The sequence below is a fragment of the Arthrobacter sp. NPDC056691 genome, from assembly GCF_042791415.1.
Taxonomy (GTDB): Bacteria; Actinomycetota; Actinomycetes; order Actinomycetales; family Micrococcaceae; genus Arthrobacter.
This window is the reverse complement of record NZ_JBHTXX010000004.1, coordinates 1-13,281: the sequence shown is the minus strand read 5'-3', so window position 1 is coordinate 13,281 and position 13,281 is coordinate 1. Positions and strand designations below refer to the sequence as shown.

Below are 13,281 nucleotides of genomic sequence, written 5' to 3'. Positions count from 1 at the left end.
ATGTCTGTAGCACCCACTCTTGACTACGAGAAGCGCTTCCTGCCCCGCGGGGCGCGGTTCCTGGCCGGCGTCGACGAGGTAGGCCGCGGCGCCCTCGCTGGGCCGGTGAGCGTGGGAATCGCCGTCGTGGACCTGCAGAACATGGAACTGCTCGCCGACGTGCGGGACAGCAAGCTGCTCAAGGCGGCAGACCGCGAACGCCTCGACCCGCTGGTGCGGGCCTGGAGCGTCGCCTCCGCCGTGGGCCATGCCAGCGCGAGCGAAATCGACGAACTCGGTATCATGGGCGCCCTCAGGGCCGCCGGAAACAGGGCCTGGTTCGAAATCCTCGGCGCCGGCATCACACCCGACGTCGTCCTGCTTGACGGCAGCCACAACTGGCTGTCTCCCGCCGTCCAGCCGTCATTGTTTGATGCGGTTGTGGCGGATGCCGGCTGTGACGCGCCCGTCCACACCCTGGTCAAGGCCGACATGCAGTGCCTCAGCGTGGCCGCCGCGAGTGTCCTGGCCAAGGTCGAGCGCGACCAGCACATGCAGCAGCTCCATCTCGAGTACCCGGACTTCTGCTGGGACGTCAACAAGGGTTACGGCACGGCGGCGCACCGGGAGGCGATCCGCACCCGCGGCCCAAGCCCCTACCACCGGATCAGCTGGAACCTGCTGTCCGCGTAGCGGACCTGGTCCGGGTTGCTGACTTACTCCGTGTTGCGGAGCTGGTCTCCGGGTAGCGCGGTGCGCGGCTTCGACGCCGCATGGTGCAAGATGGAACCATGAGTGCCGAAGACCTTGAGAACTATGAGACCGATATGGAGCTCCAGCTCTACCGGGAGTACCGCGACGTCGTGGGTCTGTTCAGCTATGTGGTCGAGACCGAGCGGCGCTTCTACCTCGCCAACCACGTGGACCTGCAGGCGCGAAGCGCCGACGGCGAAGTCTACTTCGACCTCACGCTCCAGGACGCCTGGGTCTGGGATGTCTACCGTTCGGCACGGTTTGTGAAGAGCGTCCGGGTCATCACGTTTAAGGACGTCAACGTCGAGGAACTGCCGCGGAACGAGGAACTCGCTCTGCCCAAGGACGTCGACCTCGGCAACTGAGGCTGCTGCTTTCCTGCGTTCCTCCACGGCCGCCCAGGGTCCCTGTTCCCGGAGCACTGTTCCTCCACAGCCGGTCTTTTCCGGGCACCCTAACGGCCTTTCGCCGGTATCCCGAGGGTCTTTCCACATAGCGTGAGCGTGCCCTGTTCCGCGTGACCGCGCCGCCGCAGTCTTGTTGCGGAGGTGGACATGAAAGCCAAGGACCTGCTGGGCCGGCGCGGGGAAGAGCTCGCGGCGGAGTACCTGGAATCGCTGGGGATGCTGATCGTGGAGCGCAACTGGCGCTGCCCCGACGGCGAAATCGACATCGTCGCGCTGGACGGCGATGCCCTCGTCATAGCCGAGGTGAAGACGCGGCGTTCGCTCGCCTACGGTCACCCGTTCGAGGCGGTGGGCGCAGACAAGCTCGCCCGGCTGCACCGCCTTGGTTCGGCATGGTGCCGGTACCACGGACTGCGGTTGCCGCTGCGCCGGGTGGACGTGATCGCCGTGCTGGACGACGGCGCCGGCGAACCCACGGTTGAGCACCTCAAGGAGGTGCTGTGATGGCGCTGGGGAGAGCCTATTCGGTGGCCCTCGTCGGCCTCAACGGCTACATCGTGGAGGTCGAGGCCGACATCGGCCAGACACTGCCGGCCTTTGTGCTTCTCGGCCTGCCGGACGCCTCCCTCAACGAAGCCAGGGACCGCATCCGCTCGGCGGCGCAGAACTCCGGCATTCCGCTGAGCCGGCGGAAGATCACCGCCAACCTCATTCCGGCGTCCCTGCCCAAGCGCGGTTCCGGCTTCGACCTTGCCATCGCGATGTCGGTGCTGCGGGCCGCAGAGGACATCAGGCCCACCGGGCGCACCGTCTTCATTGCCGAGCTGGGCCTGGACGGACGGCTGCGGCCCGTCCGCGGCATCTTGCCTGCCGTGATGTCCGCGGTGCGGGCGGGGTTCCAGGACATTGTGGTGGCCCAGGCCAACGCTGCCGAGGCGGAACTCGTCCCCGGTGCCCGGGTCCGGGGCTACCGGACCCTGGCGCGGCTGGTGTTCGATTTTGGCGCCGACCCGCAGGAACTTGTCCTCGACCTCGAACCGGACGACGAACCCGCCGGGGCTGAGCCTGAGTCCGTGGACGCGACTGTCCCGGACATGTGTGACGTGTCCGGCCAGGCAGAGGCACGCCGTGCCCTCGAAGTCGCCGCCGCCGGTGCGCACCACCTGCTGCTGACCGGCCCGCCCGGCGCCGGCAAGACCATGCTGGCCGAGCGGCTCCCCGGGCTTCTGCCCGATCTGCGCGACACGGAGGCGATGGAAGTGACGGCGATCCATTCCCTGTGCCAGCTCCCCACGGCCGGAGTGCAGCTGGTCCGGCGGCCGCCCTTCGAGAATCCGCACCACACGGCCACGGCAGCCGCGATCATCGGGGGCGGGTCGGGGCTGCCGCGTCCCGGCGCGGCGTCGCGGGCACACCGGGGAATTCTGTTTCTGGACGAGGCACCCGAATACGAACGCAGGGTCCTGGATGCGCTCAGGCAACCGCTTGAGAGCGGCGAGCTGGTCATCCACCGCTCGGCGGGAGCGGCGGCCTACCCTGCCCGGTTCCAGCTGGTGCTGGCGGCCAATCCGTGTCCGTGCGGCAAGGCCGCGGGCAAGGGCATCGAATGCACCTGCACCCCCTTCATGCGGCGCCGCTACATGTCGCGCATGTCCGGGCCGCTCCTGGACCGCGTGGACATCCAGCTGCAGGTGGACCGTGTATCGCTGGCGGACTTTGGCCAGTCCGGGGGAGCGGAGGACAGCGCAACGGTCGGTGCCCGCGTCCTCGCCGCCCGGGCCCGCCAGCTGCAGCGGCTTCAGCCCTGGGGCATTGAGACAAATTCCCAGGTGCCCGGCCGCATCCTGCGCAGCGAGCTGAGACTGGCCGGCGCCACCACCCGGATCCTGGACCATGCTCTGGAACGCGGGGTGCTCACGGCCCGGGGCTACGACCGTGTGCTCCGCCTCGCCTGGACTTTGGCCGACCTCGGTGGCCGGGAGCAGCCAGACGGGAACGATATCGGACAGGCCCTAAGCCTCCGCCAGACCGCTTCGGCAGCAGCGTGAAAGGAACCCACATGCAGAACGAGAGACTTGCCCGTGCCGCACTGTCGAGGCTGATGGAGCCACAGGACGTCGCAGGACTGGCCCTGGTGCATGTTGCCGGGGCTGAAGACGCGCTGCGGATAGCCACGGGACAGGTCAGTTACGGGCCGGCGCTGGAGCAGGACATCACCGGGTTGCTGGCAGAGCAGAGTGCCGTGGCTTCCTGGGCCGGACTCGGTGCCGCGCTGAAGCGCTGGGCTCCGAGGATTCCCGACCTCGCCCCGGAACGGGACCTGGCCACCATGCAGCGCCTGGGCGGCCGGATGATCATCCCGGCGGACAGCCTGTGGCCGCGGCAACTCGACGACCTTGGCCTGCACCAGCCCATCTGCCTGTGGTGGCGCGGCATTGAGCTAGAGCTTCCTCCGGCAGCGAAGGCGGTGGCCCTGGTGGGCTCGCGGGACAGCACCAGCTATGGCGCCTCAGTCACCGGTGACGTGGCCTATTCGCTGGCACAACGCGGATTTACAGTGGTGTCCGGCGGCGCCTACGGAATTGATGCCCACGCGCACCGGGCGGCCCTGGCAGGGGGCTCGGATGCCATGCCGACCATCGCCGTGATGGCCGGTGGCGTGGACCGCTTCTATCCCTCCGGGAATGAGGATCTCCTGCGCGCCGTTGCCAACCAGGGTGCCGTGCTCGCGGAGGTTCCGCCCGGTTCGGCTCCCACCCGGTACCGGTTCCTCCAGCGGAACCGACTGATCGCCGCCCTCGCGTCCGTCACCGTTGTGGTGGAGGCCAGATGGCGGTCCGGCGCCCTGAATACCGCCCATCACGCGGAAACCCTGGGCCGTGCCGTGGGAGCCGTTCCCGGCTCAGTCCACAGCGCGAACTCGACCGGCTGCCACCGGCTCCTGCGCGACGGCGGCGCCGTCTGCGTCACTGATGCCGGGGAGATCGCCGAGCTTGCCTCGCCCAGCGGCCAGTCCCTGCCCGACGAAAGGAGCGGAGCGTCCGCCGATCATGACGGCCTGACACTCGAGGACCTGATCCTGCTGGACGCTCTTCCCCTGCGGTCCGCCAGCTCCGTCGAAAAACTCTGCAGCGTGGCCGGCCTGGGTTCCGAATCGGTGCGCGCGGGCCTTGGGAGGCTGGCGCTGCTGGGACTGGCTGTCTCCGAGAAGGGAGGCTGGAAGCGCACCAAGCAATCGACATAGGGCCAGCCGCCCGGCGACGTCCCCTCGCCGGGCGGCTCGCCGGGCAGTTCCTTGATTCTGGGCCAATTGCTGGAACAGTGGGGGAGTGGAGAAACAGGAACTGCCGGGTGCGCTCGCCCGGGCCATCACGGGTTTCGGACGGTACCTGACGGGTGAGCGGGCCCGGTCCGAACACACGGTGCGCGCATACCTGTCCGACGTCTCCAGCCTGCTGGGCTATGCGGCCGGGGAAGGAGTCACCGATCCCGCGGGGCTCGAGCTCGGAACCCTCCGTCGCTGGCTGGGCAGCCAGAGCGAGGCCGGCGCGTCACGTTCCACACTTGCCCGGCGTGCGGCCACGGCACGGAGTTTCACCGCCTGGGCGCTGCGGGAAGAACTCATCAACACCGATCCAGCCCTGCGTCTTCAGGCGCCCAAGCGCGACGGCGCGTTGCCGGGGGTGCTGCAGCAGCAGCAGTTGGCCCGCCTGCTGGCCGACCTCAACGAGGCGGCCAAGGACGGTGATCCGATGGCCCTGCGCAACCGGGCCATGATTGAGCTGCTCTACGCCACCGGCGTCCGTGTCGGCGAGCTGGCCGGTCTGGACGTCGACGACCTCGACCCGGACCGCAGGACCCTCCGGGTGCTCGGCAAAGGCAACAAGGAGCGGACGGTTCCCTACGGGCTCCCGGCTGCGCTCGCCGTCGACGACTGGCTGCGCCGGGGACGGGGAAAGCTCGCCGCCGCGGACAGCGGACCGGCCCTGTTCCTCGGTTTGCGCGGCCGCCGCGTCGACCAGCGCCAGGTCCGCAGCGTGGTGAAGGGCTTGTTCGAGGCCTTGGGCGACACCTCCGCCACCGGTCCGCACGCCCTGCGGCACACCGCCGCGACGCATCTGCTGGACGGCGGCGCCGACCTTCGGGCGGTCCAGGAGATTCTCGGCCACAGCAGCCTCGCCACCACGCAGATCTACACGCACGTGTCGGTGGACCGCCTGCGGAAGAGCTATCAGCAGGCGCACCCGCGCGCCTAGCCACTGTCCTTCGGCGCGTCGTATACACCACGCCGAATTGCACTGGCGTTATTAGACGGCGTACGGCACAATAAGATCCAAGTTCGGCAACTTTCAAGTTGCGCTTGAAGCACCATCTTCGTGCGCCCCTTGGCAGGCCGGCAGGTAATTTCATAGATAGGCAGGAATCACCGGCACCACGCGGCGCCCAAAGCAGCAAGTATCCCGTCCATGCAGGTCGTTGGGGAAGACGTACCTACAGCTATGGAGGATGGAATGTCTGTTGCAATGACCCGCGGTGTGCTGTTTATTCACTCGGCCCCTACCGCACTGTGCCCTCACGTTGAGTGGGCCATCGGATCCGTCGTGGACAAGCGAACGGACCTCGAATGGACCCCTCAGCCCGCCGCGCCCGGCATGTTCCGCTCGGAGCTGTCCTGGACCGGCGCGCAGGGGACAGGTGCGCAACTGGCGTCTGCCCTCCGGGGGTGGGCGCACTTGCGCTTCGAGGTCACCGAAGAACCCAGCCAGGGCGTGGACGGCGGACGCTGGTCCCACACACCTGAGCTGGGTATCTTCCATGCCGTGACGGACGTGCACGGCAACATCATGGTGTCCGAGGACCGCATCCGCTACGCCTACGAGGCCGGCGCCGGCGACCCCTCCGCTGTCTACCACGAGCTCTCGCTTGCCCTCGGGGAGGCGTGGGACGAGGAACTGGAGCCGTTCCGGCACGCCGCCGAAGGCGCTCCGGTGCGCTGGCTGCACCAGGTCGGCTGACGCACCAGATCGGTCAGCGGGCAAGGGCCCGCCGCAGGAACTCCCCATAGCAACGAAGAAGCCCCCGCCAACCGGCGGGGGCTTCTTCAGCGTTCATTCAGGTCCACATCACACGCTGCGGATGGCAACCACGGCGTTGTGCCCGCCGAAGCCGAACGAGTTGCTCAGCGCCACGATGTCGCCGGCCGGCAGGGCGCGGACCGAGGTCACGACGTCGAGCGGGATCTCGGGGTCCTGGTTCTCCAGGTTGATGGTGACGGGCGCCTTGCGTTCGTGGACTGCCAGAACGGTGAGGACGGCCTCCACGGCGCCGGAGGCACCCAGCAGGTGGCCCATCTGGGACTTGGTGGCCGACACGGCAACGTTGTCCACGTGGTTGCCGAGCGCAGCCTTCAGCGCCGTGTACTCCGGCTTGTCACCGACCGGGGTCGACGTGGCGTGGGCGTTGACGTGAACCACGTCCTCCGCCTGGATGCGGCCGTCGAACATGGCTGCCTTGAGTGCCCGGGTGGCGCCCAGGCCCTGCGGGTCCGGCGCCGTGATGTGGTACGCGTCGGCGGTCACGGACGTGCCGGCGAGTTCGCCGTAGATCCGTGCGCCGCGGGCAAGTGCGTGCTCCTCGGCCTCCAGCACCAGCGCGCCGGCACCCTCGCCCATGACAAAGCCGTCACGGTCCCGGTCGTAGGGGCGCGAGGCGTGCTCGGGGTCGTCGTTGCGGCGGGACAGGGCCTGCATCGAAGAGAACGCCGCCAGCGGCATCGGGTGGATGGCGGCTTCGGCGCCGCCGCACATGACGACGTCGGCCTTGCCCGAGCGGATCAGGTCCAGCCCGAGGTGCATGGCTTCGGTTCCGGACGCACAGGCGGACACGGGAGTGTGCGCACCGGCGCGGGCGCCCAGGTCCAGGCTGACGGCGGCGGCCACACCATTGGGCATGAGCATCGGAACCGTCATGGGGAGGACGCGGCGGGGGCCCTTCTCCTTCAGCGTGTCCCACGCGTCCAGGAGCGTCCAGACCCCGCCGATGCCGGTGGCGAAGGCAACCGCCAGCCGGTCGTGGTCGATTTCTGTGATGCCGGAGTCGGCCCACGCTTCGCGGGCGGCGATGACGCCGAACTGCGTTGACGGGTCCATGCGCTTGGCCTCAACACGGCTCAGCACGTCAAGGGCGGGGGTGCTGCACCGGGCAGCGAAGTGGACCGGCAGTTCGTACTTGGCAACCCACTCGTCCTCGAGGGTGCGGGCTCCGGAGACCCCCTTCAGCGCGTTCTGCCACATCGTGGGTACGTCGCCGCCGATGGGCGTGGTGGCACCCAGACCTGTAATGACTACTTTGCGTGTCATGGGATCACTCTCTGTCGGTGCGCCTGCCGTGTCCTGTGCTGCTGGCCGAGGCCGGAGTGGGTGGCGTGCGGGGGAAGTCTGCAAAAAATTCTGGGTGGTGCATCGGCTGGCCGGACCGGACACGTAACGTCCGTTCCGGCCAGCCGGGTTCAGCCGCGAAGGCTGGCGTGTTACTTACGCCTGGGCGTTGGAGATGAAGTCCACGGCGTCGCCGACGGTCTTGAGGTTCTTGACCTCTTCGTCGGGGATGCGGACGCCGAACTTCTCTTCGGCGTTGACGACGATGGTCATCATGGAGATGGAGTCGATGTCCAGGTCCTCGGTGAAGGACTTGTCCAGCTCGACAGCCTCGGGGGCCAGGCCGGTCTCTTCGTTGACGATTTCAGCCAGTCCGGCCAGGATCTCTTCGTTGCTAGCCATTGATGGCTCCTTTTCTTGTTATTGCCGGCAAAGGATGCCGGAAATGGGCAAACCGCGGTTGCGGCTTGGTTATCGGAATTGCTACGGAAGGACAATTACCTGGGCACCGAAGACCAGTCCGGCGCCGAAGCCAATCTGCAGGGCCAGTCCGCCGCTGAGTGCGGGATTTTCCTGGAGCAGGCGGTGCGTGGCCAGGGGGATCGACGCGGCGGAGGTGTTGCCGGCATCGGCGATGTCCCGCGCCACGGTGACGGTCTCGGGCAGCTTGAGCTTCTTGACCATCTCATCGATGATCCGCATGTTGGCCTGGTGCGGAATGAAGGCAACCAGATCCTCTGCCTCGACACCGGCGGCTTCCAGGGCCTGCTGGGCAACCTTGGCCATCTCCCAGACCGCCCAGCGGAACACCGTCTGGCCGTCCTGGCGGAGGGTCGGGTAGAGCTCTTGCGCCTCCTCGAGAAGCGCGAGATCGCCGGTGGAGTCGGACCGGCGTGCCGCCAGGCCGAGGTCGCGGACGTCCAGCATGGAGCGGGTCATGCCGATGGCATCCCACTTGCTGCCGTCCGATCCCCACACCGACGGCGCGATCCCGGGGGTGTCCGACGGGCCGATGACGACGGCGCCGGCGCCGTCACCCAGCAGGAACGAGATGGTGCGTTCGCGGTTGTCGATGACGTCGGAGAGCTTTTCCGCGCCGACGACGAGGACGTAGTTGGCTGCGCCCGAACGGACCAGCGCATCGCCCTGGGCTATGCCGTAGCAGTAGCCGGCGCAGGCAGCGGAGATGTCGAAGGCCGGTGCCGGCGTGGCGCCCAGCCGGTCGGCGAGGCTCGCGGCTGCCGACGGCGTGGCGTAGGGGTGGGTGACAGTGGAGACGATGACGGCGCCGAGCTGGGATGCCTCGATGCCGGCCTTCTCCATGGCCTCACGGGCAGCGCCTTCGGCCATGTCGACCACGCTGACGTCGGCGGGTGCGCGGTGGCGGGTGACGATGCCGGTACGCTGCCGGATCCACTCATCGGAGGAATCGATCCACTGGCACACGTCCTCATTGGTGACCAGGACGTTGGGGCGGTACGCGCCGATGCCGAGGATCCGGGTGTGCTCGTTGAGCGGGGTCTGCTTCAGTACCGGCGTGCTCATGCCTGTCCTTCCAGTTCTGCGAAGAGTGCAAGGGCCGCGGACAGGTCGTCCGGCGTTTTGACAGCAACAGTCTTGACGCCCGGCATGCCCCGCTTGGCGAGTCCGGCCAGGGTGCCCGCCGGAGCGAGTTCAATGACGCCGGTGACTCCGCGGTTCGCGAGGGTCTCCATGCAGAGGTCCCAGCGGACCGGCCGCGAGACCTGGGCGATCAGGCTGTCGACGGCGGCGGTGCCCGCTGTGACCTCCTGGCCGTCGAAGTTGGACAGCAGCGGCACGGCAGGTGCCTGCGGCTGTAGCTCCGGGCGGAGGGCCTCGAGGGCGCTCACAGCGGGAGCCATGTGTGAAGTGTGGAATGCCCCGGCGACCTTCAGCGGGATCACGCGCGCCTTGGCCGGCGGATTCTCGGCCAGGGCCTTGAGCTGTTCGAAGGTGCCGGCGGCGACGGTCTGGCCCGCACCGTTGACATTGGCGGGCGTTGCGCCGGCGGCCTCGATGGCGGCCAGGACCTCGGCGGGATCGCCGCCCACCACAGCGCTCATGCCGGTGGGCGTGACCGCAGCGGCCGCGGCCATGCTGTTGGCCCGTTCCCGCACAAACGTCATGGCTTCCTTTTCGGTGAGCACACCCGCCAGCGCGGACGCTGTGATCTCGCCCACCGAGTGTCCGGCCAGGATGACCGGCAGCGTGCTGAGTTCGACGTCGAACAGCGACTTGGCGGCCACCAGTCCGGCCGCGACAATGAGCGGCTGCGCGACGGCGGTGTCCTTGATGGTTTCCTCGTCAGAGGTGGTCCCGTGCGCAGTGAGGTCGATACCTGCAATTTCGCTCAGGGAGGCCAGATGGCCTGCTACGGAAGGCAGTTCCAGCCAAGGGGCCAGGAAACCGGGGGTCTGTGAGCCCTGTCCAGGGCAGACGATTGCAAGCACGTATCCAGCTTTCCAAATTACCGGGTGATCCATTGGTGTTTCCATGCACCAACCTCACGGGGTCAGGTTGTAGGAAGTCTACAACGGTTCAGTTCGTGTTCCGCGCGGCAACACGCTCGACGGCGGGCTTGGGCGGGGTGGACAGCCGCCCCACCACGAGGGCTGCCTGCAGTACAAAAGCCTCCCGCGGAAGCAGCGGATCCCAGCCCGTCACGTCACAAACCCGCTTGAGCCGATACCGCACAGTGTTGGCATGGACAAAGAGTTCCCGCGCCGTCGCCTCGAGTGAGTGACCCAGCTCCAGATAGGTGCCGAGCGTTTCCACCAGCCCGTTGGATGCCGCGAGGAGCGGCCGGTAAATATTCTTCACGAGCGACCGCCGGGCGGCGTCGTCCCCGGAAATGACCCGTTCCGGGAGCAGGTCGTCGGCCGCCACCGGGCGGGGAGCGGCAGGCCAGGCCCGGGCGGCAGTGAGCCCGGCGAAGGCTGACTGCGCCGAGCCGCTGGCTTCCAGCAGGGAGCTGGCCTCCGCCCCGTAAACCACCGGACCCGGCGCGAACATCTCGCTGAGCTTCACATACGCGGTCTCCCTGTCGTGCACGCCGCCCAGGATCAGGATGAGGCGGTCGCCCTGGATTCCCACGAGCGCATCCTCCGCGTAACGGCCGGCCATGCGCCGCAGTTCGCTGACGTAGCTGGCACTGGGTTCCGACGGCGAGTTCCCCACCATCACGGTGAAACGCTCCTGCGCCTTCCAGCCGAGCGCGGCGATCCTGGAGCGCAGCGCGTCGGTGTTTTCGCCGCGCAGGATGGCGTCCACAATCAGGGCTTCGAGCCGCGTGTCCCAGGATCCCCGGGATTCCGCGGCCCGGGCGTAGACATCGGCGGCGGCAAAGGCCACTTCCCGCGAGTATCGGAGGACTGCTTCGCGCAGGGAAGGCTGGTCGGCTTCGGGAGCGATGACCGGAACCTGGTCCTCCACCACTTCCACGACGATCCTGATGAGCTGGAGCGCCTTCTGCAGGCTGATGGACCGGGTCAGTTCCGTCGGGGCGGTGCCGAAAACGTCGGAAAGGATCCAGGACGGGGAACTGGGCCGCTCATACCAGGTGACGAACGCCGCGATGCCGTTCTGTGCCACGAGGCCCAGCGCGGATCGCTCGTCCGAACTGAGCCGGCTGTACCACGGCAGCGATTTTTCCAGCTGGCGCATGGTGGTGGTGGACAACTGACCGACGCTGGCCCTGAGTTTTTTCAGGGTCTCCGTCTTCTCCGGCGTCATGGTCCGGGAGGGCGGTTTGCGCTGTGCAGGGGCGGGGGACGGCTCGGGCATAATTCGAGCATACGGTGCCTGCGGGACAAGCTCCATTTTGTGCAAAGGCTACAACTTCGGTTGTGCTGCATCACAACCCCTCCGGAGCTTCCGGGTGTAGGGCCGACGCACCCCAAACGGCGTACCACAAACGACGACGGCGGCCCCCACCGTGGGTGGGGACCGCCGTCGTCGTTATGGTGCCGGGGTTAGGACTCGCCTCCGGCGTTGCCCGTGGTCCCGGCGTTCACGTTGAGCAGGCGGTACTTCTCGATTGCCTGCGCCGGTGCCTGTCCGTCAACCTGCCCCTTGGCTGCGAGCAGCTGGAGGGTCTTCACCACGACTGAGTGGATGTCGTTTTTGAAGAACCGGCGGGCGGCGGCGCGGGTGTCGGAGAAGCCGAAGCCGTCGGCGCCGAGGGTGGCGAACTCGTTCGGGATGAACTGCCGGATCTGGTCCGGGACGGCTTTCATGTAGTCCGACACGGCCACGACGGGGCCCTGGGCGCCTTCGAGCTGTTTGGTGACGAACGGCTGGCGGGCGTCCTTGCCGGGGTTGAGGAAGGCTTCCTCTTCGGCGGCGAGGCCGTCGCGGCGCAGTTCGTTCCAGGATGTGACGGACCAGACGTCGGCGGAGACGCCCCAGTCTTCGGCGAGGATCCGCTGGGCTTCGAGGGCCCAGGGGACGGAGACGCCGGAGGCGAGGATCTGGCTCTTGGGGCCTTCGGTGGTGGCGGCCGCGAGCTTGTAGATGCCCTTGAGGACACCTTCGACGTCGAGGTTCTCCGGTTCGGCGGGCTGGACGATCGGCTCGTTGTAGACCGTGAGGTAGTACATCAGGTTGCGGTCGGTCGAGTCGTGACCGTACATGCGTTCGAGGCCGTCGCGGACGATGTGGCCCATTTCGTAGCCGTAGGCGGGGTCGTAGGTGACCACGGCGGGGTTGGTGGAGGCCAGCAGGGGGGAGTGGCCGTCGGCGTGCTGGAGGCCTTCGCCGGTGAGGGTGGTCCGTCCTGCGGTGGCGCCGATGATGAAGCCGCGGGTCATCTGGTCGGCGGCGGCCCAGAAGGCGTCGCCGGTGCGCTGGAAGCCGAACATGGAGTAGAACACGTAGACCGGGACCAGGGGTACGCCGTGGGTGGCGTAGGCGGTGCCGGCGGCGGTGAAGGCTGCCACGGCGCCGGCTTCGTTGATGCCGGGGTGGATCAGCTGGCCCTGGGCGGATTCCTTGTAGGCCAGGACCAGGTCCCGGTCCACGGACAGGTAGTTCTGGCCCTTCGGGTTGTAAATCTTCGCCGTCGGGAAGAACGCGTCCATGCCGAACGTGCGGGCCTCATCCGGGATGATCGGCGCAATGTGCTTGCCGAAGTTCTTGTCCCGCATCAGGTCCTTGAGCAGGCGGACGAAGGCCATGGTGGTGGCTGCCTGCTGCTTGCCCGAACCGCGCTTGGCCACCTCGTAGGACTTCGCCTCGGGCAGCTCGATGTCCGAGTGCTTCGAACGCCGTTCCGGAACGGAACCGCCGAGGGCCGCGCGGCGCTCGAGCAGGTACTTGATTTCCGGCGCGTCCGTGCCCGGGTGGAAATACGGCGGACGGTACGGGTCCTTCTCCAGCTGCTCATCCGTGACCGGGATCCGCAGGTGGTCGCGGAACTTCTTGAGGTCGTCGAGGGTGAGTTTTTTCATCTGGTGGGTGGCGTTGCGGCCTTCGAAGTGCGGTCCGAGGCCGTAGCCCTTGACCGTTTTGGCCAGGATCACGGTGGGTTTGCCCTTGAATTCGGTGGCGGCCTTGTACGCGGCGTAGACCTTGCGGTAGTCGTGCCCGCCGCGCTTGAGGTTCCAGATCTCGTCGTCGGAGAGGTCCGCGACCAGGTCCTTGGTCTGTGGTGTTTTCCCGAAGAAGTGTTCGCGGACGAACCCGCCGGACTCGGCCTTGTAGGTCTGGTAGTCCCCGTCCGGGGTTTCGTTCATGATCTTCACCAG

The 13,281-nt window shown here is 67.6% G+C and carries 12 protein-coding genes and 1 pseudogene; 7 read left to right on the top strand and 6 right to left on the bottom strand.

Annotation, left to right across the window (positions count from 1 at the left end; all coding sequences use genetic code 11):
- From ACFRAU_RS05115 to ACFRAU_RS05085, 7 genes are all read left to right on the top strand, one after another.
- Window positions 1-672 carry a ribonuclease HII gene (locus ACFRAU_RS05115; RefSeq protein WP_377999089.1) on the top strand — a complete coding sequence of 224 codons (672 nt, stop codon included), beginning with the start codon at window positions 1-3 and terminating at the stop codon, window positions 670-672.
- Between the two features lie 98 nt (window positions 673-770).
- Complete coding sequence (locus ACFRAU_RS05110; RefSeq protein WP_003806068.1) at window positions 771-1,097, top strand: DUF2469 domain-containing protein; 327 nt, start codon at window positions 771-773, stop codon at window positions 1,095-1,097.
- A gap of 189 nt (window positions 1,098-1,286) precedes the next feature.
- Entirely contained in the window at window positions 1,287-1,643 is a 357-nt protein-coding gene (locus ACFRAU_RS05105) for a YraN family protein (RefSeq protein WP_377997368.1), read from the top strand.
- Window positions 1,643-3,187 carry a YifB family Mg chelatase-like AAA ATPase gene (locus tag ACFRAU_RS05100; RefSeq protein WP_377999088.1) on the top strand — a complete coding sequence of 515 codons (1,545 nt, stop codon included), beginning with the start codon at window positions 1,643-1,645 and terminating at the stop codon, window positions 3,185-3,187. The genes ACFRAU_RS05105 and ACFRAU_RS05100 overlap by 1 nt, the downstream gene beginning before the upstream one ends.
- 11 nt (window positions 3,188-3,198) lie before the next feature.
- Window positions 3,199-4,383: a DNA-processing protein DprA gene (gene dprA / locus ACFRAU_RS05095; RefSeq protein WP_377999087.1), complete on the top strand. Its 1,185-nt coding sequence runs from the start codon at window positions 3,199-3,201 to the stop codon at window positions 4,381-4,383.
- Between the two features lie 85 nt (window positions 4,384-4,468).
- Window positions 4,469-5,395, top strand: coding sequence for a tyrosine recombinase XerC (locus tag ACFRAU_RS05090; RefSeq protein WP_377999086.1), 927 nt, complete (start codon window positions 4,469-4,471; stop codon window positions 5,393-5,395).
- 255 nt (window positions 5,396-5,650) lie between these two features.
- Entirely contained in the window at window positions 5,651-6,154 is a 504-nt protein-coding gene (locus tag ACFRAU_RS05085; protein WP_003806074.1) for a DUF3145 domain-containing protein, read from the top strand.
- Between the two features lie 108 nt (window positions 6,155-6,262).
- Here the strand turns inward: ACFRAU_RS05085 and fabF are convergent, their stop codons facing one another.
- The 6 genes and pseudogenes from fabF to ACFRAU_RS05055 all read right to left on the bottom strand — a co-directional run.
- Complete coding sequence (fabF, locus tag ACFRAU_RS05080; protein ID WP_377997381.1) at window positions 6,263-7,498, bottom strand: beta-ketoacyl-ACP synthase II; 1,236 nt, start codon at window positions 7,496-7,498, stop codon at window positions 6,263-6,265.
- A 174-nt stretch (window positions 7,499-7,672) separates the two neighbouring features.
- Window positions 7,673-7,918 carry an acyl carrier protein gene (locus tag ACFRAU_RS05075; RefSeq protein ID WP_003806076.1) on the bottom strand — a complete coding sequence of 82 codons (246 nt, stop codon included), beginning with the start codon at window positions 7,916-7,918 and terminating at the stop codon, window positions 7,673-7,675.
- 81 nt (window positions 7,919-7,999) lie between these two features.
- Window positions 8,000-9,061: a beta-ketoacyl-ACP synthase III gene (locus ACFRAU_RS05070; RefSeq protein ID WP_377999085.1), complete on the bottom strand. Its 1,062-nt coding sequence runs from the start codon at window positions 9,059-9,061 to the stop codon at window positions 8,000-8,002.
- Window positions 9,058-9,987, bottom strand: a complete 930-nt coding sequence (locus ACFRAU_RS05065; protein ID WP_377999084.1) for an ACP S-malonyltransferase — start codon at window positions 9,985-9,987, stop codon at window positions 9,058-9,060. Before ACFRAU_RS05065 ends, ACFRAU_RS05070 begins: the two co-directional genes overlap by 4 nt.
- A gap of 88 nt (window positions 9,988-10,075) precedes the next feature.
- On the bottom strand, window positions 10,076-11,320 hold the full coding sequence (locus ACFRAU_RS05060; RefSeq protein ID WP_377998209.1) for a PucR family transcriptional regulator: 1,245 nt from the start codon (window positions 11,318-11,320) through the stop codon (window positions 10,076-10,078).
- A gap of 188 nt (window positions 11,321-11,508) precedes the next feature.
- Window positions 11,509-13,281 (bottom strand): annotated as a pseudogene (locus ACFRAU_RS05055) (pyruvate dehydrogenase (acetyl-transferring), homodimeric type); the annotation flags it as partial.

Excerpts from the sequence above, each read along its gene's own strand:
- ACFRAU_RS05070 (WP_377999085.1), bottom strand. The coding sequence starts at position 9,061 with ATGAGCACGCCGGTACTGAAGCAGACCCCGCTCAACGAGCACACCCGG.
- ACFRAU_RS05100 (WP_377999088.1), top strand. The coding sequence starts at position 1,643 with ATGGCGCTGGGGAGAGCCTATTCGGTGGCCCTCGTCGGCCTCAACGGC.
- dprA (WP_377999087.1), top strand. The coding sequence starts at position 3,199 with ATGCAGAACGAGAGACTTGCCCGTGCCGCACTGTCGAGGCTGATGGAG.
- ACFRAU_RS05085 (WP_003806074.1), top strand. The coding sequence starts at position 5,651 with ATGTCTGTTGCAATGACCCGCGGTGTGCTGTTTATTCACTCGGCCCCT.
- ACFRAU_RS05075 (WP_003806076.1), bottom strand. The coding sequence starts at position 7,918 with ATGGCTAGCAACGAAGAGATCCTGGCCGGACTGGCTGAAATCGTCAAC.
- ACFRAU_RS05060 (WP_377998209.1), bottom strand. The coding sequence starts at position 11,320 with ATGCCCGAGCCGTCCCCCGCCCCTGCACAGCGCAAACCGCCCTCCCGG.
- ACFRAU_RS05110 (WP_003806068.1), top strand. The coding sequence starts at position 771 with ATGAGTGCCGAAGACCTTGAGAACTATGAGACCGATATGGAGCTCCAG.
- ACFRAU_RS05115 (WP_377999089.1), top strand. The coding sequence starts at position 1 with ATGTCTGTAGCACCCACTCTTGACTACGAGAAGCGCTTCCTGCCCCGC.
- fabF (WP_377997381.1), bottom strand. The coding sequence starts at position 7,498 with ATGACACGCAAAGTAGTCATTACAGGTCTGGGTGCCACCACGCCCATC.
- ACFRAU_RS05105 (WP_377997368.1), top strand. The coding sequence starts at position 1,287 with ATGAAAGCCAAGGACCTGCTGGGCCGGCGCGGGGAAGAGCTCGCGGCG.